The 18,943-nt window shown below is 66.2% G+C and carries 17 protein-coding genes; 9 read left to right on the forward strand and 8 right to left on the reverse strand.

All coding sequences use genetic code 11. The features are described from left to right. Positions 1-18 precede the first annotated feature (18 nt). The 3 genes from BLT71_RS17755 to BLT71_RS17765 all read right to left on the reverse strand — a co-directional run bounded on the left by BLT71_RS17755 (position 19) and on the right by BLT71_RS17765 (position 3,007). Positions 19-696, reverse strand: coding sequence for an NUDIX hydrolase (locus BLT71_RS17755; RefSeq protein ID WP_091722953.1), 678 nt, complete (start codon positions 694-696; stop codon positions 19-21). After that, positions 693-1,526, reverse strand: coding sequence for an endonuclease III (gene nth / locus BLT71_RS17760; RefSeq protein ID WP_091724146.1), 834 nt, complete (start codon positions 1,524-1,526; stop codon positions 693-695). The genes BLT71_RS17755 and nth overlap by 4 nt, the downstream gene beginning before the upstream one ends. A 68-nt stretch (positions 1,527-1,594) precedes the next feature. Next, entirely contained in the window at positions 1,595-3,007 is a 1,413-nt protein-coding gene (locus tag BLT71_RS17765; RefSeq protein ID WP_091722956.1) for a hypothetical protein, read from the reverse strand. A 403-nt stretch (positions 3,008-3,410) separates the two neighbouring features. Between BLT71_RS17765 and acs the strand changes: the two genes are divergently transcribed. The 5 genes from acs to BLT71_RS17790 all read left to right on the forward strand — a co-directional run bounded on the left by acs (position 3,411) and on the right by BLT71_RS17790 (position 9,832). Continuing rightward, positions 3,411-5,423: an acetate--CoA ligase gene (acs, locus tag BLT71_RS17770; protein ID WP_091722959.1), complete on the forward strand. Its 2,013-nt coding sequence runs from the start codon at positions 3,411-3,413 to the stop codon at positions 5,421-5,423. Between the two features lie 207 nt (positions 5,424-5,630). Continuing rightward, entirely contained in the window at positions 5,631-6,941 is a 1,311-nt protein-coding gene (locus BLT71_RS17775) for an ABC transporter substrate-binding protein (RefSeq protein ID WP_172830004.1), read from the forward strand. A gap of 137 nt (positions 6,942-7,078) precedes the next feature. After that, on the forward strand, positions 7,079-8,050 hold the full coding sequence (locus BLT71_RS17780) for a carbohydrate ABC transporter permease (protein WP_091722966.1): 972 nt from the start codon (positions 7,079-7,081) through the stop codon (positions 8,048-8,050). Next, the gene (locus BLT71_RS17785; RefSeq protein WP_091722968.1) at positions 8,047-8,970 is read left to right on the forward strand and encodes a carbohydrate ABC transporter permease; all 924 of its coding nucleotides are present in this window, start codon (positions 8,047-8,049) and stop codon (positions 8,968-8,970) included. Before BLT71_RS17780 ends, BLT71_RS17785 begins: the two co-directional genes overlap by 4 nt. Before the next feature lie 58 nt (positions 8,971-9,028). Continuing rightward, positions 9,029-9,832, forward strand: coding sequence for a DeoR/GlpR family DNA-binding transcription regulator (locus BLT71_RS17790; protein ID WP_091722971.1), 804 nt, complete (start codon positions 9,029-9,031; stop codon positions 9,830-9,832). A gap of 9 nt (positions 9,833-9,841) precedes the next feature. Here BLT71_RS17790 and BLT71_RS17795 read toward each other — a convergent pair whose 3' ends face one another. Continuing rightward, on the reverse strand, positions 9,842-10,870 hold the full coding sequence (locus tag BLT71_RS17795; protein ID WP_407681224.1) for a LacI family DNA-binding transcriptional regulator: 1,029 nt from the start codon (positions 10,868-10,870) through the stop codon (positions 9,842-9,844). Positions 10,871-10,945: 75 nt separating this feature from the next. On the opposite strand from BLT71_RS17795, the gene aroQ reads away from it, so the two are divergent. Next, positions 10,946-11,407 (forward strand): type II 3-dehydroquinate dehydratase, encoded by a 462-nt coding sequence (aroQ, locus tag BLT71_RS17800; protein ID WP_091722974.1) that lies wholly within the window; start codon positions 10,946-10,948, stop codon positions 11,405-11,407. A gap of 15 nt (positions 11,408-11,422) precedes the next feature. Here aroQ and BLT71_RS17805 read toward each other — a convergent pair whose 3' ends face one another. Next, positions 11,423-12,607: a MarP family serine protease gene (locus tag BLT71_RS17805; RefSeq protein WP_091722976.1), complete on the reverse strand. Its 1,185-nt coding sequence runs from the start codon at positions 12,605-12,607 to the stop codon at positions 11,423-11,425. Between the two features lie 219 nt (positions 12,608-12,826). On the opposite strand from BLT71_RS17805, the gene BLT71_RS17810 reads away from it, so the two are divergent. Then, the gene (locus BLT71_RS17810; protein ID WP_009359192.1) at positions 12,827-13,504 is read left to right on the forward strand and encodes a Crp/Fnr family transcriptional regulator; all 678 of its coding nucleotides are present in this window, start codon (positions 12,827-12,829) and stop codon (positions 13,502-13,504) included. Between the two features lie 375 nt (positions 13,505-13,879). On the opposite strand, the gene BLT71_RS17815 is transcribed toward BLT71_RS17810, so the two are convergent. The 3 genes from BLT71_RS17815 to BLT71_RS17825 are packed head-to-tail and all read right to left on the reverse strand — an operon-like array spanning position 13,880 to position 15,496. Further along, positions 13,880-14,791: an NUDIX hydrolase gene (locus tag BLT71_RS17815; protein ID WP_091722979.1), complete on the reverse strand. Its 912-nt coding sequence runs from the start codon at positions 14,789-14,791 to the stop codon at positions 13,880-13,882. 14 nt (positions 14,792-14,805) lie between these two features. Continuing rightward, entirely contained in the window at positions 14,806-15,339 is a 534-nt protein-coding gene (locus BLT71_RS17820) for a RidA family protein (RefSeq protein WP_015938334.1), read from the reverse strand. 1 nt (position 15,340) lies between these two features. After that, positions 15,341-15,496 carry a DUF4177 domain-containing protein gene (locus tag BLT71_RS17825; RefSeq protein ID WP_011693223.1) on the reverse strand — a complete coding sequence of 52 codons (156 nt, stop codon included), beginning with the start codon at positions 15,494-15,496 and terminating at the stop codon, positions 15,341-15,343. Between the two features lie 37 nt (positions 15,497-15,533). On the opposite strand from BLT71_RS17825, the gene BLT71_RS17830 reads away from it, so the two are divergent. Next, positions 15,534-17,843, forward strand: coding sequence for a transglycosylase domain-containing protein (locus tag BLT71_RS17830; protein ID WP_091722981.1), 2,310 nt, complete (start codon positions 15,534-15,536; stop codon positions 17,841-17,843). Between the two features lie 6 nt (positions 17,844-17,849). Next, positions 17,850-18,794 carry a metallophosphoesterase gene (locus tag BLT71_RS17835; protein ID WP_091722984.1) on the forward strand — a complete coding sequence of 315 codons (945 nt, stop codon included), beginning with the start codon at positions 17,850-17,852 and terminating at the stop codon, positions 18,792-18,794. Positions 18,795-18,943: the final 149 nt, after the last annotated feature.

Below are 18,943 nucleotides of genomic sequence, written 5' to 3' on the forward strand. Positions count from 1 at the left end.
GCGCGGCCGCCCTAATACCTACACGCTGATGGGGTGCAGCCTGGTGCTGTCCCAGGGCACGGACCAGCCCAGCTGGTCGAAGAGGCCACTGAGCACGATGCCGGTGAAACCCCACACCACCACGCCGTTCACCGTGAATGCCGGGCTGTCGAACGCACGCCCGGCCCGGTGGACGGTGGCCATGACCCGGTTGTCCGGGTCCAGCAGATCGCGGACGGGGATCCGGAAGACCTGGGCGGATTCTGCATAGTCCACCACGCGCACCGGCGACGGCGACGCCCACCACCCGAGCACAGGGGTCACCAGGAAGTTGCTGTGGGCCAGGCCGAGCTGCTGCAGAGTACCCAGGACTTCAACGCCGCCCGAGTCCAGGCCGGTTTCCTCCTCGGCCTCCCGGAGGGCTGCGTCCACGGCGGATTCACCCGCATCCAGGCTTCCGCCTGGGAAGGCGACCTGGCCGGGATGCGACCCGAGCGTATGGGCCCGTTCCAGCAGCAGCACGTCGAGATCCGCCGGGGCCAGGGGCTTGCCGGAAACCGCCGGGACGTCGTCCAAGGCGCCGAAGAGCATCAGCACGGCAGCACGGCGGGCCAGGTTCGCGTCGACCGTCAGGGCCGCCCACCGCGGGTCCGGGGTGGTGTTGGAACCGGACGCCGCACGCCGCGCCAGCCCCAGCAGGTCTTCCCTGGCGCTCACAGGCTTTCCCCGGCGCTCTCAGGTCCTCCCCGGAGCTCCAAGGGCCGCCGCTGCGACGCCATCCGGATCTCGGCCGCCCGGTGCGTGTCAGCCTGCAGCTGCTCCAGCAACGCCTCATTGCCCGGCGCGAGCTCATATTTGAGGAGCTTCGCGGCCTTCACCGGATCCAGTTCGCCGAGCCCATAGCTGGGGCACCAGTTGGCCACCGGGCAGGCGCCGCAGGCCGGCTTCCGGGAGTGGCAGACGCGCCTGCCGTGGAATACCACCCGGTGCGAGAGCATGGTCCAGTCGCGCGGCTCGAAGAGTTCAGCCACGTCCGATTCGACCTGCACAGGATCGTCCGACTGCGTCCAGTTAAACCGCCGCGCCAGCCGCCCGAAGTGGGTGTCCACGGTGATTCCGGGGATTCCGAAGGCGTTGCCCAGCACCACGTTGGCAGTTTTGCGGCCCACGCCGGGCAGCGTGACCAGGTCCTCGATCCGGCCGGGGACCACGCCGTCGTACTCGTCCACCAGGCGGGTGGCCAGGGCCAGCAGGTTCCGGGACTTGGCCCGGAAGAACCCGGTGGGCTTGAGGATTTCCTCAAGCACGGCCGGGTCCGCTTCGGCCATGGCACGGGCGTCCGGGTAGCGTCCGAAGAGCACCGGCGTGACCAGGTTGACGGTGACGTCGGTGGTCTGGGCGGAAAGGACCGTGGCCACCAGCAGCTCAAACGGGTTGGTGAAGTCCAGTTCCGCGTGGGCGTACGGGTACTTTTCGGCCAGCGCACGGTTGATCCGCCGGGCACGCCGCTTCAGGGCCAGTGCCGACTCGGACGAAACCACCGGCATCCCTGCCGCCTGCCCACCGGACACAGCCTGCCCGCCCTTTCCGGTGCCCCGCGGCGCGGCCATGGGGGCTAGCCGCGCTCGATGTTGCTGAGGTCGCGGAGGACGCCCAGGCGTCCGTCGGTGTGCTGCACCAGGAACTCGTGTCCGCGGTCTTCCAGGGCCAGGACCCAGCCGCCGGGCTCAATAACGAAGGCGGGGGAACCGCTGTGCGGATCGAACGCGGTGCGGTGCTGGGCCACGGCAAACCAGAAGGCCTCGTGGACGGGGTGCTCGTCCTCGGCGTCGTGGCTCGACGGATCGACGGTGGCGCCGATCGGTTCTTCGACCCGGACCTGCTGGTGCACAGCGGTGGCGGCCGGCGGCTCCCACGTGCGCTGCGGAGCCGGGGCAGCCGGGGAACCTCCGGCGCCGTGCGTCGCCGTCTGCTGGCCCGCGGAGGCGGCGGGGACGTTGGCGCGCTGCGTTTCCTCCGCGGCCGGTGCCTCGGCAGGGCGGACGACGTCGGCGGCCTGGGTTGGCGGGCCGGCGTCCACCTCGGGAGCGTGGTCGGCTGCTTCGGGCGCGGTGGATACGGGAGTGCCCGCAGCTGCTCCTGCTGTTGCTGCCGGAGCCGGAGCCGCAGTGGGAACGGCAGCGGTGGCGGGCGCCACGGCGTCCGACGGGCGTGCCGCCGGTACGGTGGCCGCCGCCGGTGCGTGCTGCGAAGGCTCAGGCGCTTGGTGCGAGGATTCGGGGGTCACCGCGGAAGATCCGGCACCGGCCCCGCCGAACAGCTTGCCGCCCAGCCGGGACTTCGGGGTGGCTTCGTGCTTGTGGTGGGAGCCCGTTTCAGGGTGGGTTCCGGGCTTTTCCGCCGTTTCAGGCTTGGGCTGCTTCGGGGCTCGGGGCGCCGGTGCGGGTACTGCAGACTCACGGGCTGTAACGTGCGCCGGTGCTTCGGCGCGGCCCAGGAAGTCGCTGGCGAGATAGGGCACGAACCGGCCCAGGACGGTGGCGACAAACAGGATGATGGAACCGATCAGGCCCACCAGCAGGCTGGGAACGTAGGCCCCGGCAACGGAGATGAAAAAGAACGCCACTGCGAAGCACGCGGACACCGAGGCGAACTGGTCAACGGAGAGGGAGCCCACGCGGATCTTCGTGGCGGGCGCCAACCGGCGGGCAGCGAACAGTGCACTGACAATCAGCGGCAACAGGATGCCGAGGCCCAGGAAGAAGAGGTTGTTCAGGTTCCACAGGTTGTAGCGTGCGCCGAAGATGGGCAGCAGCGAAGCAACGAACAGGACGATGGTGGCCACGAAGACCGTCAGGTCCCGCACCGTGAAGGGGCCAAGCACTGCCTGGTTGGAATCCTTGGCGAGGCGGAAAGGCGTCCCGGCGCCTTGAGGCGCGGCCTGCTGGCCTGCCCCGGCGGCGCCGGCCTGGCCGGCACCCGTTTCCGTGGCGGGGCCGGTTTTCTGGCCGTAGCTGGGCTGATTCATTCTGCTCTCCTTAGCATGGCGGCACGGAACCGGCCTGGGCCGATCCACGATGTGCCGTCGAAACACCGTTCCCCCGGCCGGGCACGGAGCCCGGCCCGCGGGCCCGAAGTAAAGTCACAATTTCATTTCAGCCTAGTCAACAGCCCGGCTGATCACTAGCTGAAACGGCGGCAGGGGGACCTCCCCGAACTGCCACAGAAACCATTCACCGCACAAAAAATGCCGCTTACGGGCACAACTGTGACAAGGCACACATGGCCGTGCCGGCAAGAGTTAGGGTGTATTCCGGAACAGCTCTTTGCGGTATGTCCGTGATCGGCCGGTGCCCGGTGTCGTGCTTGCGGCCCGGCACGGCCGTGGCCTGCATCCCGCGCAGCAAAGATCGATGAATGATGAGGTTCACATGTCCCAGGACACTCCAAGCTCCACGGCCACCGTCCCCGCTGCCCCGGCAGGACAGGGTGCACAGCAGGGCGACGCGTTTGAAAACCTGCTGCATGAGACCAGGACCTTCCCGCCCACGCCGGAGTTCGCGGCCAACGCAGTGGTCAAGGCCGGCGATTACGCAGAAGCCGACGCCGACCGGCCGGCTTTCTGGGCCAAGCAGGCCCGCGAGCTGCTCACCTGGAGCAAAGACTTCAGTGAAGCCCTTGACTGGTCCAACCCGCCGTTCGCCAAGTGGTTCGTGGGCGGCGAAGTCAACGCCGCGTACAACGCGCTGGACCGGCACGTGGAAAACGGCCTGGGCGACCGCGTCGCCATCCATTTCGAAGGCGAACCGGGCGACAGCCGCAGCTACACCTACGCCGAGCTGACCGAGGAAGTGAAGAAGGCAGCGAACGCGTTCGAGTCCCTCGGCGTGTCCAAGGGCGACCGTGTGGCCGTGTACCTTCCCATGATCCCCGAGGCGGTCATCACGCTGCTCGCCTGCGCACGGATCGGCGCGGTCCACTCCGTGGTATTCGGCGGCTTCTCCGCCGACGCCCTGCGCTCACGCATCGACGATGCTGAGGCCAAGCTGGTGGTCACCGCTGACGGGACGTACCGCCGCGGCAAGCCAAGTGCGCTGAAGCCGGCAGTGGACGAAGCCCTGTCCCAGGATGGGCACACGGTCCAGAACGTCGTGGTGGTCAAGCGCAACGGCCAGGACGTGGACTGGCACGAGGGCCGCGACCACTGGTGGGACGAAACCGTCGGTGAAGCGTCCACCGAGCACACCGCCGTCGGGCATGACTCCGAGCACCCGCTGTTCATCCTGTACACCTCCGGCACCACCGGAAAGCCCAAGGGCATCCTGCACACCACCGGCGGGTACCTCACCCAGACCGCGTACACGCACAAGGCGGTATTCGACCTGCACCCGGAGACGGACGTGTACTGGTGCACGGCCGACGTCGGCTGGGTCACCGGGCACTCCTACGTCACCTACGCACCGCTCATCAACGGCGCCACCCAGGTCATGTACGAGGGCACCCCGGACTCACCGCACCAGGGCCGCTGGTGGGAGATCGTGGAAAAGTACAAGGTCTCCATCCTGTACACCGCCCCCACCGCCATCCGCACCTTCATGAAGTGGGGCCGGGACATCCCGGACAAGTACGATCTGTCCTCCATCCGGGTCCTCGGCTCCGTGGGTGAACCCATCAACCCCGAGGCGTGGATGTGGTACCGGACGGTCATCGGCGGGGACAAGGCGCCCATCGTGGACACCTGGTGGCAGACCGAAACCGGCGCCCAGATGATCGCCCCGCTTCCCGGCGTCACCGCAGCGAAACCCGGCTCCGCCCAGGTGCCGCTGCCGGGCATCGCCGTGGACGTGGTGGACGAGATGGGTCAGTCCGTACCCGACGGGCACGGCGGGTTCCTGGTGATCCGTGAACCGTGGCCGGCCATGCTCCGCGGAATCTGGGGCGACCCCGAACGGTTCAAGGACACCTACTGGTCCCGGTTCGAAACCATGTATTTCGCCGGGGACGGCGCCAAGAAGGACGAGGACGGCGACATCTGGCTCCTCGGCCGGGTGGATGACGTCATGAACGTCTCCGGGCACCGGCTTTCCACCACGGAAATCGAGTCCGCCCTGGTCTCCCACCCCGCCGTGGCCGAGGCCGCCGTCGTGGGCGCCTCGGACGAGACCACCGGCCAAGCCGTCGTGGCCTTCGTCATCCTCCGCGGCGACGCCGCGAACAACGGCGACGAAACCGTCCAGGAACTCCGGAACCACGTGGGCAAGGAAATCGGCCCCATCGCCAAGCCCAAGAACATCCTGGTGGTCCCGGAACTGCCCAAGACCCGCTCCGGCAAGATCATGCGGCGCCTGCTCAAGGACGTCGCCGAAGGCCGCGACCCGGGCGACGCCACTACCCTGGCCGATCCCACGATCATGCAGCAGATCGCGCAGTCGCTCAGAAAGTAACACTGGCTTAGTAATTGCCGCAGCATCGACGGATGGCCCCGTTTACCCCGTATTTCCGGGATAAACGGGGCCATCCGGCATTTGTGACGATTCAAAAATAACAATTGCAAACGTGTTATTAAGCGTTCTTCCATGTTCTGTTTTGCGAGGTTATAGTCGTACTGATGTGAGGTGCCTCACATGCTGCTATTACTCAAGGGAGAGAACATGGCTTCACCGTTTGATGCGTCCGCAACTGCCTTCCCGAGCAGGCGGAGCATCCTCAAGACCGCCGGCGTTGGCGCTGCCAGCCTGGCCGGCATCCCGTTCCTCGCAGCCTGCACCGGCGGCAGCGCACCGTCCGCAACAGGTACCGATTCCGGCGGACTGACCTTCGGCTCCGGCTCCTCCGACGATGTGCCCAAGCGGGCCTACCAGGCGGTCACCGATGCCTTCACGGCCAAGACCGGTAAGAAGGTCACCACCAACACGGTCCCCCACAACGACTTCCAGAACAAGATCAACTCCTACCTCCAGGGCTCCCCGGATGACACCTTCACCTGGTTTGCCGGCTACCGGATGCAGTACTACGCCGGCAAGGGACTCCTGGCTCCCATCGACGACGTCTGGGAAACTATCGGCGCGAACTACTCCGATGCCCTGAAGAAGGCCTCCACCGGGCCCGACGGCAAGCTGTACTTCGTCCCCAACTACAACTACCCGTGGGGGTTCTTCTACCGGAAGAGCCTGTGGGCCGAGAAGGGGTACGAGGTCCCGGAAACCTTTGACGCCCTCAAGACCCTCGCCGCCAAGATGAAGGGGGACGGCATCATCCCCATCGGCTTCGCGGACAAGGACGGCTGGCCGGCCATGGGCACTTTCGACTACATCAACATGCGGCTGAACGGCTACCAGTTCCACGTGGACCTGTGCGCGCACAAGGAATCCTGGGACCAGCAGAAGGTCAGCGCCGTCTTTGACACCTGGTCGGCGCTGCTGCCGTTCCAGGATCCCGGGGCCCTAGGCCAGACCTGGCAGGATGCCGCCAAGTCACTTGAGTCCAAGAAGACCGGCATGTACCTGCTGGGCTCGTTCGTCACCCAGCAATTCACCGATGCGGCAGTGCTGGCCGACATCGACTTCTTCGCCTTCCCGGAGATCGCCATGGAGGGCCGGGACGCCGTCGAGGCCCCCATCGACGGCCTCCTGCTCTCCAAGAAGGGCGGCGAGAACAAGGCTGCGCGGGACTTCATGGCGTACCTGGGCACACCCGAAGCGCAGGACGCCTACGCCGCAGTGGATGCCTCCAACATCGCCACCGCCAAGGGGACCGACACCTCCAAGTTCAGCCCGCTGAACAAGAAGTGTGCCGAAACCATCGCCGATGCAAAGTACATCAGCCAGTTCTTCGACCGTGACGCGTTGCCGGCCATGGCCAACAACGTAATGATTCCCGCCCTCCAGAGCTTCATCAAGGACGGCAAGATGGACGTCAAAAACCTCGAGGCGCAGGCCAAGACCCTCTACGCCGCGCAGTAGCCGCCCACAGCATACCGGCACCGCAACACTGCAGGACGGACGACGGCGGCGCACGCCCGCCGTCGTCCGTTCCCTTCCAGCGTCCCCACCCAGCAGCACCGCCCCAGCGGCGTCCCACCAGCAGAGGGAAGATTTCCATGAGCAGCACCGCGCAAGAACTGATCCCGCCGGAAGCGCAGGAACCCGGCGGCGGCCGGATCGGCCGGACCAGGGGCGGCCGGGTCCGCCGCCTGACGGGCCGGGACAAAGTGGTCCTGTCGCTGATGGTGGGCATCCCCACCCTGATTGAGCTGGCCCTGGTGTGGCTGCCGACGCTGATGTCCATCGGGCTCAGCTTTACCCGGTGGAACGGCCTGGACCTGGCCGACATCCGTCCCGCCGGCACCGAAAACTACCAGTACATCACCCAGGACTACCCGCCCTTCTGGCCGGCCGTCCAGCACAACCTCATGTGGCTCCTCTTCCTGGCCCTGATCGCTACGCCGCTCGGCCTGCTGCTGGCGGTGCTGCTGGACCAGAACATCCGCGGCAGCAAGATCTACCAGAGCATCTTCTTCGCACCCGTGATGCTCTCCCTGGCCCTCATCGGTATTATCTGGCAGCTGTTCTACCAGCGCGACAACGGCCTCCTGAACTTCCTCCTCGGCACTGCGGGGACGCCGCAGGCCGTCGACTGGTTCGGAGACTCGTCCGTGAACATCTGGGCCGCCATGATCGCGGCCACCTGGCGGCACGCCGGCTACGTCATGCTCCTCTATTTAGCCGGCCTGAAAGGCGTGGACCCCAGCCTGCGGGAGGCGGCATCCATTGACGGTGCCAATGCCGCGCAGACCTTCTTCCGGGTGGTGTTCCCGGCCATGCGCCCCATCAACATCGTCATTGTGGTGATCACCATCATCGAATCCCTGCGGGCCTTTGACGTGGTGTACGTGATCAACCGCGGCACCAACGGCCTGGAGATGCTCAGCGCCCTGGTGATCCAGAACCTCGTCGGCGAAGGCCAGGTGATCGGCGTCGGCTCCGCCCTGGCTGTGGTGCTGCTGGTTATCTCCCTCGTCCCCATCGTCTTCTACCTCAGCCGCACCTTTGGCAAGGAGAACAGAGTATGAGCACCACCCCAGCACCCACGGTCCGCACCGGCAGGACCCCGGCGGCTGCCGCTCCGCGCACCGGCAGCAGGCCCAAGCGCCACTACGGCACGCACATCTTCCTCGTGGTCATGGCGGTGATGTGGCTGGTTCCCCTCGGTTGGTCGCTGTACACGGCGCTCCGCCCGGTGGCCTCCACGAACGAACACGGGTACTTCAGCTTCGCCGGTGACTTCAACTTCGATAACTTCGTGCAGGCCTGGACGCAGGGCGGGTTCGCCACGTACTTCTGGAACTCCGTCATCATCACCGTCCCGGCCGTGCTGCTGACCCTGTTCCTGGCGTCCCTGATGGCCTTTGCAGTCAGCCGGGTGAGCTGGAAGTTCAATGTCACGCTGCTCATCATGTTCACCGCCGGCAACCTGCTGCCCCCGCAGGTCCTTGCCGCGCCGCTGTTCGAAATGGCCAAGCACTTCGAAGTGCCCTACTCGTTCAGCGACTCCGGGAACATGCTGAACACCTACATCATCGTCATTGCCGTCAACACCGCCTTCCAGATGGGTTTCTGCACGTTCGTGCTGTCCAACTACATGAAGGCCCTCTCGGCGGACCTGACGGAGGCGGCGCTGGTGGACGGCGCCGGGATCTGGCGGCAGTACCGGGAAATCATCATGCCGCTCTGCCGGCCGGCCTTCGCCGCACTCGGCACCCTCCAGGTCATCTTCATCTACAACGACTACTTCTGGCCCCTGATCTTCATCCAGAGCGGCAACCGGCTCCCTATCACCACAGCCATCAACAACCTGCAGGGCGAGTTCCTGAGCAACTACAACCTCCTGGCGGCGGGGGCGGTCATCACCGTCATCCCCACGCTGGTGATCTACCTGCTCCTGCAACGGCAGTTTGTTGCGGGCCTGACTCTTGGTTCCAGCAAGGGGTAGACCATCATGGAAGGTGACGGGGAGACCGCTCCCCCACCGCAGCACGAAAGGATCTCCAATGCTCCCCGCAGCACGCCACCAGGCAATAGTGGACGTCGTCCAGCGCGAACGGGTAGTCCGCGTCTCGGACCTCGCCCAGCAACTGGGCGTCTCACTGATGACGGTACGCCGGGACATCGAACTGCTGGAGGAGGGCGGCAAGCTGGAACGCATCCACGGCGGGGCCAAGCTTCCCGGCGATGCCAGCACCCACGAGCCCGGCTTCGAGCAGAAGTCCACCCAGCTGACAGCGGAGAAGCGGGCCATTGCGGTGGAGGCTGCGGCGCTGGTCCAGGAAGGGATGGCGGTGGGGCTGAGCGCCGGGACCACCACGTGGGCGCTTGCCAAGGAACTGGTCAACGGGCCGCCCATCACGGTGGTCACCAACTCGGTGCGCATCGCGGACCTGTTCCACCATGCCGCTTCCACGGGCCCGGCCCGCTACAGCTCCACGGTGATCCTGATCGGCGGCCAGCGCACGCCCTCGGACGCCCTGGTGGGGCCCATCGCCACGAGCGCCCTCAAGCAGCTGCACCTGGACCTGCTGTTCCTCGGTGTCCACGGCATGGACTCGGTGGCCGGTTTCACCACCCCCAACCTCCTGGAAGCCGAGACCGACCGGGCCTTCGTGGCCGCAGCCCGCAGGACCGTGGTGCTGGCGGACCACACCAAATGGGGTGTGCTGGGCATCAGTTCCATTGCGTCGCTGGACGACGTAGACGAGGTCATCAGCGATCCCGGGCTCGGTTCCGATGCACAGCGCGTCCTGCAGGACAGGGTTGGCAGGCTGCGGCTCGCGCCCGCCCTCGGCCAGCCTGCCTGAGGCAGGTAGTCAGGGGCAGCCGCAGGATTGGCGGACCTGGAGGTCGGCGGGGAAGATGAGGTGTTCGGGGGTGTTGCCGCGGCCGGTGCCGATCAGGGCGTTGACCGCGGCTTCGGCCATGGCTTTTGCCGGCTGCTTGACCGTGGTCAGGGGCGGCCAGCTGTACTCCGCTTCCGCCGACCCGTCGAAGGACGCCAACGCCATGTCCTTCGGTACGGACAGGCCCGCCTCGTGCAGCGCCCGGAGGATCCCCACGGCCTGCAGGTCCGACGTCGCAAAAATAGCCGTGGGCCGCTCCGCCGCGGCCAGCAGGCGCTTGCCCGCAGCGTAACCGCCCTCCCGCGTGAACGGGGTCCGCACAATGGGGCCCTCCGGCAGGCCCGCGCCGGCCAGGGCCTGCAACCAGCCCTCCTCCCGGCCGTCATAATAATTACCCGTGTTCGTTCCCATCGCCAACGCGATCCTCGTGTGCCCGTGACCGATCAGGTGCTCCACGGCAGCCCTTGCACCGGCCACCAAATCCACGCCCACACTGTTGAACCCCGGCGCCTCGGCACTGTGGTTCAACAACACCACCGGGACCTCCGCCGACTCGAAGTCCGCCGCCCCGGGCTCCATCAACACACTCGAGACGATCACGCCGTCCACCTGCCGGGCCGCCAGGTTGCGGACGTTCCGGCGTTCCTTGGCCACGTTCCCGTCCGAATTGGTCAACACCAGCGCATACCCCAAATCCGCTGCGGCCTCTTCCACCGCGTGGGCCAGCAACGAAAAGAACGGGTTGCTGTTATCCGGAATGACCAGCCCGATGGTCTCACTCGAGCCCAGCTTCAACGCCCGCGCCGCAGCATTGGGCCGGTACCCCAACCGCCGGATGGCATCCTGGACCTTCGCCTCCGTAGCCGGCGCCACCCGCTTCGGACCACCATTCACCACATAACTCACCACGGCAGTACTCACCCCGGCGAACCGCGCAACATCCTTACGCGTCACAGGCCCCCGGGGCCCCGGCACAGCCGAAGTGGTCATGGGATACATGCTAGCTCCAGGCTCCGACAGGAGGAGGCACGTAAGAATGCACGGCACGCCGGGCCAGCCGATAGATTGGCAGGCATGACTGAAGCCTCCACCCCGGACACCGGCCGCGGCACCATCCTGGTAATCAACGGCCCCAACCTGAACCTGCTCGGCACCCGGGAGCCCGAAAAGTACGGCACCTCGACGCTCGCCGATGTGGAGCAGCTGGCACGCTCAGCAGCGGCGGCGCACGGGTTCGCGGTGGAATGCGTCCAGTCCAACCACGAAGGCGTCCTGCTTGACGTCATCCACGCCGCGCGCGAAACAGCGGCAGGCATCGTCATCAACGCCGGCGCCTTCACCCACACCTCTGTGGCACTGCGTGACGCCCTCGCCGCGGTGCAGCTTCCCGCCGTCGAGGTCCACATCACCAACGTGCACCAGCGCGAGGAATTCAGGCACCACTCCTACCTGTCGCCCGTGTGCGCGGCCGTCATTGTGGGCGCGGGCGTTACCGGGTACCGGCTGGCCATCGACTACCTGGCCGAGACCCTCTAGCTGCTTCGGGAGCCCCTACTTCTGGATGCACTGGCCGGAGGACACCGGCGCGCTCAGGGAAGATGCCTGCGCGGCCACCGGGTTCAGCTCATCCATGGTGATGGCGAAACCCACGTCCGAGTCCGTTGTGGCCTTGGCGAAAATGACTCCGGCCACCTGGCCGTCAGTGGTGAGCAGCGGCCCGCCGGAATTGCCCGGCTGCACGTCACCGGCCAGCCGGTAAATGTCTTCGGGGGCCGGGTTGTTGCCGTAGATATCGGGCACCAGGACGGTGGCGATGTCCTGGACGGTGGCCGGCTTGGACTGGAACGGTCCGCCGTGGGGGTAGCCGGAGAACGCGGCGGGGCTGCCACCGGGAAGGTCTGCCGACAGGGACAGCGGCTGCGCAGGCAACCCGTCGACGGCCAGCACCGCGAGGTCGTGCCTGCTGTCGAAGTAGACCACACGCCCGGGGATGGCATCGCCGTCGGGCATCTCCACAACGGGCTGCGACACGCCCGCCACCACGTGCGCGTTGGTGACCACGCGGTCCTCGGACACCACAAAGCCGGTGCCGGTCTGGTTCTGGCCGCACTCGTACGCAGTTCCGGCGATGCGCAGCACCGATGCGGCGGCACGGTTGAGTGCGGGCGTATCCGTGCTGGCGTTGGGAACGGGAACAGCCGGACCCTGCCCCAGGCCCTCGATCAGGGTGGGGATGCCGTTGCCGATCACCGTGGAGCGCAGCTGCGCCATGGTGGCCTTGACGGGGATGGGAGTCAGTCCGTCGATGAAACGGATGACCTTGGATTCGGCCAGCTGCTGCGACACCATCGGCACACCCAGGGAGCTGACGCTGAAAGCCAGCATGGACATCACCAGCGCCGCAACAACCACGTTCACGGCCCCACCCACCAGCCGGTCCACGGCGCGGAGCGGCCGGATCCGCACGGCGCCCCGGACCTGCCGGCCCACCATGGTGCCCAGGCCGTGGCCCAGCACCACCAGTACGACGGCGGCAGCCACGATGGCGGTCAGCCTCCATCCGGAGTCCGCAACGAAGCCGCTGACCAGCGGGACGGCGAAGAAGGCGGCGACGGCGCCGGCTGCAAAACCGACCAGGCCGCCAACAGTGACGAGGAAGCCGTTCCGCAGCCCGTAGACCAGGTAGGACAGCAACGCCAGGATCAGGATCAGGTCCAGGACAGTCAAGCCGACCACGAAGGCTCCTTATAAACAGTTGAAACCTCATTCTAATGGGGGTCCCTGACAATCCTCTGTGACGTCATCCCCGTCACAGAGGGCCTCCCGGCCGGGACAGGCAAGCCCCGTCGCAGGCCGTCTTATAGGCGTTTCGGCTGCCAAGTTCGTCACAGAAGCTTGAAAATTCTGAAACAATGGCAAAAGCGCCACAGACGATACTTTTACTCAGGAGATTTCATGGACATCGAGGTACTGCGCCGAGCACCCCTTTTCGCCACGCTCGACGACGACGCATTCCGTCTGCTGACGGACGAGCTCACCGAGGTGGACCTTTCCCGCGGCGCGTCCGTGTTCCGCGAAGGCGACCAGGGTGACCAGCTCTACTTCATCGTCTCCGGCAAGGTGAAGCTCGGCCGCACCTCCCCCGACGGCCGCGAGTCCCTCCTGGCTATCCTCGGCCCGGGCGAGCTCTTCGGCGAGATGGCACTGTTCGACCCCAGCCCGCGCACCGCCACGGCCACCGCCGTTTCCGAGACCCGGCTGGCCGGGCTCAAGAACGAGAGCCTGAACAACCTCCTGCGCACCCGCCCCGAGGTTTCCGCGCAGCTGCTGCAGGCCCTGGCCCGCCGCCTCCGCCGCACCAACGACTCCCTGTCGGACCTCGTCTTCTCGGACGTCCCCGGCCGTGTGGCCAAGGCCCTCCTGGACCTCGCAGACCGCTTCGGCCGCCCGGCAACCGACGGCGTCCTGGTGGCCCACGAACTCACGCAGGAAGAGCTGGCGCAACTGGTGGGCGCCTCGCGCGAAACCGTCAACAAGGCCCTGGCCGAATTCGTCCAGCGGGGCTGGCTCCGCCTGGAAGCCCGCGCCGTCGTCATCCTGGACATGCAGCGCCTCCGCCAGCGCTCACGCTAAGCGCCGCGCACCTCAGCGAAACGGAAAAGGCCGCCCTTCCTCGGTGGAAGGGCGGCCTTTCTGCTCCCCGTTGCCCGGACACGCCCGCTCACTACTGACGGCATCCCACCCGACGCCCGCTCACTACTGACGGCATCCCACCCGACGCCCGCTCACTACTGACGGCATCCCAACCGACGCCCGCTCACTACTGACGGCATCCCAACCGACGCCCGCTCACTACTCTTGAGAGAGTGAGCGCGCGTTTGGGATTTGCCCGCCAAGTGAGCGCGCGTTTGGGATTTGCCCACCACAAGAGAGCGCGCGTTTTCGATTTGCCCGCCACAAGTGAGCGCGCGTTTGCGATTTGCCCACCACAAGAGAGCGCGCGTGACGTTAGCGTTCGCGCTGGGGGTCGCCGGGGGTGGTCTTGGCGGCTTCCACTTCGAGCATCAGCTGTCCGTCCTCTTCCACGAGGGCCGGCTGGTAGACGTGCGCCTTGCGCTTGTAGCTGAGGTAGGCGATGCAGCCGTTGGCCGATGCCATCTTTTCGAGCATGATCTCGGAGCCCGGCACCAGAAGCTTGCCCAGGGTCTGCCCGGTGGTGTTCTCCTGCCCCGCTTCATCGCCGAGGGCCGTGGTGTTGCGTCCTTCGATGACCTGCGCGGCGTTGACCCAGCGGCCCCAGATGCCTTTGCCGTCCAGCAGCGTAGGTTCCTGGCCCATGGGGACCGTAGCGGCGAAGTAGCGCGTATCGAAGCGGCGGTGCGCGAAGTCGGGGGTGCGCCAGTTGACCAGGGACTTCAGCAGGTCGGTCCGCAGCAGGAGGCCGCGCTTGTCCAGCACCTGCGCGAGGGTCTTTTCCTGTTCGGCCACCGCAACGCGGGCACGCATCCACTCGGTGGTGGAGGTGGCCTCCACGGTGCTGGACATGTCTGGCCCGGCCAGCAGGATCCCGGTTTCTTCGAAGAGTTCGCGGATGGCGCCCACGACGTGCCGGCGCGCCAGCCCGACGTCGTCCGTTCCCATCTGCTCAGCCCAGTGCTGGGGTGAGGGGCCCAGCCAGCCCATGGGATCGTCGTCGGCCGTGTCCAGCGATCCGCCGGGGAACGCAAGAACCCCCAACGGCGAGGAACCCGGCCGGTAGGCCAGCCAGGTTTCCAGGCCGTTGGGGGAATCCCGCAGCAGGACTACAGAGGACGCCAGGCGTGCGGCCCGGGGTGTCCGCTCGCCGTGTTCAAGCCAGCTTTGCGCTGCTCCAACAAGTTCCTCGGGGAGTGCAAAAAGACGGCGGGCGAGCTGTGGCAAGGAAAGGACCGGTCCTAGCTGAATTCGGCGATCAGTTCGACTTCCACCGGGGAGTCGAGGGGAAGGACTGCAACGCCGACGGCGGAACGGGCGTGCTGGCCTGCGTCGCCGAGGACGCGGCCCAGCAGTTCCGAGGCTCCGTTGATCACGGCGGGCTGCCCGGTGAAGGTGGGGTCGGAGGAGACGAATCCCACAACCTTGACGATCCGGGTGATCCGGTCAAGGTCGCCGATGACGCTCTTGACGGCGGCGAGGGCGTTCACAGCGCACACTGCGGCGTACTTCTGGGCGTCTTCGGGGGAAACCGTGGGCTCGTCGGCGAATGCTTCGGCACCGGCGGCCACCTTGCCCGTAGCTTCGAGTTTGCCGTTAATAAACGGCAGCTGGCCGGAGGTGTAGACGTGGTTGCCGGAGATGACGGCGGGAACGTAGGAGGCCACGGGGGCGGCAACCTCGGGGAGCGTCAGGCCGAGCTCGGCCAGGCGCTGCTCAACAGCCGAAACGGGGGCTGATTCCGCGCCGGTGCGGGCTTCTGCGGGGGTGCTCATGCTACTGCTTCTCCCTCTTGAGGTAGGCAACCAGGCCGTTTCCGTCCGGTCCTGTGACGACCTGGACGAGCTCCCAGCCGTCTTCTCCCCACTGGTCCAGGATCTGCTTCGTGGCGTGAATAATGAGCGGAATCGTCGCGTACTCCCATTTGGTCATGAGAGAAAGACTAGTCCTTGCCGGTAAAGTGGAAAACATGGCAACTCGTAAGAACCCCTTATTCGACACTGCCACCACCCTCGGAAAGATCCTCATTTTCCTTGGCGTGAGTGCTGTCTGCGGTGTCCTGGTGGCCGGCCTCCTGGTGCCGGCCGCTGCCGTCTCCGGCAGCGCAGCGAGCGGTTCGATCGAGTTCTTCGACACCCTCCCGGCAGAACTGAAGGTCGATCCGCCCAACCAGACCACCAGGATCTTGGCCGCGGACGGCAGCGAGATCGCCAGCGTCTACACGGAAAACCGCACCAAGGTTGCCCTGGACCAGATCTCCCCGTTCATGAAGGAAGCTGTCATCGCCGTCGAGGACAGCCGTTTCTACGAGCACGGGGGTGTGGACACCACCGGCATCCTGCGTGCCTTGGCTGCCACCGCCCGCGGCAACAAGCAGGGCGCCTCCACCATCACGCAGCAGTACGTGAACAACGTGCTGAACGCCAACCTCGCCGCCGAAGGCAACGAGGACCAGATTAAGCTCAACGGCGTCAACAAGGGCGTGGGCGACAAGCTCCGCGAGATGAAGCTGGCCATCGCCCTCGAAAAGGAGTTCAGCAAGGACCAGATCCTTGAGGGCTACCTCAACATCGTCTTCTTCAACCGCGACGCGTACGGCATCGAAGCCGCCTCGCGGTACTTCTTCAGCACCACCGCCAAGGATCTGACGCTCCCCCAGGCAGCGCTCCTGGCCGGCCTGGTGAACAGCCCCTCCGCTTTTGATCCCATCACCAATCCGGAGAGCTCCAAGCAGCGCCGCGACCTGGTGCTGGGCCTGATGCTGAACCAGGGCAAGATCACCAAGGAAGAACACGACGCCGCAGTGGCCACCCCGGTGGAGCCCAAGGTGACCCAGCCCAAGCAGGGTTGTGCGTACGCGTCCTCCGCCCCCTACTTCTGTGACTACATCCTGCACCTGCTGGAGAACAACCCGGCCTACGGCGCCGAACGAGAAGAACGCCAGCGCCTGATCTACGGCGGCGGCCTGACCATCACCACCACGCTTGACCCGAAGGCCCAGGCTGTTGCCCAGGACCAGGTCAACGCTTCCGCAGGTGCCAACCCCGACAAGTGGGGCGCCGCCCTGGTGTCCGTCCAGCCGAACTCGGGCAAGATCATTTCGATGGCCCAGAACACCACCTTCCTGCCGAACCAGGGGTTCGATTCGCAGCTGAACTTCAACGTGGACCAGATGGACAAGGACGGCAACGACCTCAACGGCATCGGTGGTTTCCAGCCCGGTTCCACCATGAAGCCGTTCACGTTCGCGGAGTGGCTCAATGAGGGCAAGTCCATGAACACCGTGGTCAACGCCGCCCAGCGGGTGTACCCGTTGAGCTTCCCGTGGCGGAACACCTGCGGCAAGGTAACCGGCGGCTACAGCACCGCGCAGAAGAACGCGGGCCTCGGCACCGCCGACGACCTGCAGAACGCCGAGCCGCAGTGGTACAGGAACCTCTCCGTCCTGGAAGGCCTCTACAACTCCATCAACACGGTCACGTTCGCTTCGGCAGCCCAGCTGGACTTCTGCGGCATCCAGAAGGTGGTTGACGCTGTAGGACTCCACAGCGGCCTGCCCTCGGCAGACGGCTCGGATCCCAACCCGAAGATCGACATGAACCTGCTGGGCAACCTGCTGGGTTCCACCCAGACGTCGCCGCTGACCATGGCCAGCGCGTTCGCCACGTTCGCCAACGACGGCAAGTACTGCGAGGCCATCGCCATCACGTCCGTCACTGACGCTACCGGCAAGCAGCTGCCTGCGCAGTCCACCAACTGCCGGGACGCCATCAAGCCCGAGGTTGCCCGCGGCGTGAACTACGCACTTCAGGAAGTCCTGAACCGCGGCTCCGGTTCGCTGATCCAGCCCCGGATCTCCACCCGCACCAGCTTCCCCATCGGCGCCAAGACGGGTACGTCCAACAACAACGGCTCCACCTGGGTTGTTGGCCACACCAGCGGCCTTGCCACCGCCACCTGGTTCGGTGACGCTTTGGGCGCCCAGGGCCGCCCGGGCCAGAACATCACCGTCAACGGCAAGTTCTACCAGGGCATTGACGGGTACATGATTGCCGGGCCGATGTTCTCGAACTACATGTCCCAGATTGCCCCGGGCTACGGTACCGACCCGTTCCCGGCACCGCCGAGCAACCTGGTGAACGGCACCACCCGGAGCACCACTCCGGCCACCACTGCTCCACAGGCCACGCAGGCACCGTCCGCCCCGGCAGCAAGCCAGCCAGCCCCCCAGCCGAGCAACAACGGCAACGGGAATGGCAACGGCAGCGGGAAAGACTAGCCGGCCATGACCATGGACACGTTGGTAAGCCGCGCCCGGACTATCGGGCGCGGCTTTGCCGTAACCGCAGGAGCAGGGACAGCGGCCGGGCTGGCCGCCTTCGGGTACGGCCTGTGGGAGAAGAACCAGTTCGGCCTGCGTGAAGAGACGCTGCCCATCCTTCCCCCCGGCAGGGATCCGTTCCGCATCCTGCACCTCAGCGACATCCACTTTGTTCCGGGCCAGGACAAGAAGGCTGCCTGGCTCCAGCAGCTGGCCACCCTCCGTCCGGACCTGGTGGTGAACACCGGAGACAACCTCAGCCACATCAAGGCCGTGGATCCGCTCCTGGCTGCCCTCAAGCCGCTGATGGAGTTCCCGGGCGTCTTCGTCCCGGGTTCGAACGACTACTTCGCCCCCACCTTCAAGAACCCCGCTTCCTACCTGATGGGTCCGTCCAAAGCCAAGCCCAAGCCGGTGGCCCTGGACTGGCCGCGGCTGCGGTCCGGCTTCGGAATGGGCGGCTGGGTGGACCTGACCAACCGGAACCAGTCGCTGGTCCTGAACGGCATGCGCTTCGACTTCTCCGGCGTGGATGATCCCCACCTGAACCGGGAGCGCTACGCAGGCTGGCCCCGCGGAACCCGGAACCAGGACGCCAAGGACCACCTCCGGGTGGCCGTCATCCACGCGCCCTACCAGCGGGTGCTGGACCACTTCACGGACGAGGGTGCGGACCTGCTGTTGGCCGGCCACACCCACGGCGGGCAGCTTTGCATCCCCGGCTACGGTGCGCTCGTCTCCAATTGCGACCTCCCCACCTGGCGCGCCAAGGGCCTGAACGATTGGCAGAGCAACGGACGTACGACGCCGGTCAACGTCTCCGGCGGCATCGGCACTTCGCGCTTTGCTCCAGTCAGGATCGCTTGCCGCCCCGAGGCCGTCCTGCTGACCCTCACCTCCCCTTCCTGACCACCGTTGCCCATCAGATCGGGCACCCAAAACTGGGTTTTGGATGCCCGATCTGATAGGGCAACGGGCATTACGGAATGCAATAAGTCAGCAAGCTGGCTGATGTGCTCTGGATCCTGTGAATCGTCTCACGTGATGGCATAGGGTAG

Source organism: Pseudarthrobacter equi, assembly GCF_900105535.1.
Classification (GTDB): domain Bacteria; phylum Actinomycetota; class Actinomycetes; order Actinomycetales; family Micrococcaceae; genus Arthrobacter; species Arthrobacter equi.

What these genes read in the sequence shown, in the direction of transcription:
- BLT71_RS17790 (WP_091722971.1), top strand. Translation starts at nt 9,029, where the DNA reads ATGCTCCCCGCAGCACGCCACCAGGCAATAGTGGACGTCGTCCAGCGC.
- BLT71_RS17775 (WP_172830004.1), top strand. Translation starts at nt 5,631, where the DNA reads ATGGCTTCACCGTTTGATGCGTCCGCAACTGCCTTCCCGAGCAGGCGG.
- BLT71_RS17835 (WP_091722984.1), top strand. Translation starts at nt 17,850, where the DNA reads ATGACCATGGACACGTTGGTAAGCCGCGCCCGGACTATCGGGCGCGGC.
- acs (WP_091722959.1), top strand. Translation starts at nt 3,411, where the DNA reads ATGTCCCAGGACACTCCAAGCTCCACGGCCACCGTCCCCGCTGCCCCG.
- aroQ (WP_091722974.1), top strand. Translation starts at nt 10,946, where the DNA reads ATGACTGAAGCCTCCACCCCGGACACCGGCCGCGGCACCATCCTGGTA.
- BLT71_RS17830 (WP_091722981.1), top strand. Translation starts at nt 15,534, where the DNA reads ATGGCAACTCGTAAGAACCCCTTATTCGACACTGCCACCACCCTCGGA.
- BLT71_RS17825 (WP_011693223.1), bottom strand. Translation starts at nt 15,496, where the DNA reads ATGACCAAATGGGAGTACGCGACGATTCCGCTCATTATTCACGCCACG.
- BLT71_RS17795 (WP_407681224.1), bottom strand. Translation starts at nt 10,870, where the DNA reads ATGTATCCCATGACCACTTCGGCTGTGCCGGGGCCCCGGGGGCCTGTG.
- BLT71_RS17820 (WP_015938334.1), bottom strand. Translation starts at nt 15,339, where the DNA reads ATGAGCACCCCCGCAGAAGCCCGCACCGGCGCGGAATCAGCCCCCGTT.
- BLT71_RS17765 (WP_091722956.1), bottom strand. Translation starts at nt 3,007, where the DNA reads ATGAATCAGCCCAGCTACGGCCAGAAAACCGGCCCCGCCACGGAAACG.
- BLT71_RS17780 (WP_091722966.1), top strand. Translation starts at nt 7,079, where the DNA reads ATGAGCAGCACCGCGCAAGAACTGATCCCGCCGGAAGCGCAGGAACCC.
- nth (WP_091724146.1), bottom strand. Translation starts at nt 1,526, where the DNA reads ATGCCGGTGGTTTCGTCCGAGTCGGCACTGGCCCTGAAGCGGCGTGCC.
- BLT71_RS17785 (WP_091722968.1), top strand. Translation starts at nt 8,047, where the DNA reads ATGAGCACCACCCCAGCACCCACGGTCCGCACCGGCAGGACCCCGGCG.
- BLT71_RS17810 (WP_009359192.1), top strand. Translation starts at nt 12,827, where the DNA reads ATGGACATCGAGGTACTGCGCCGAGCACCCCTTTTCGCCACGCTCGAC.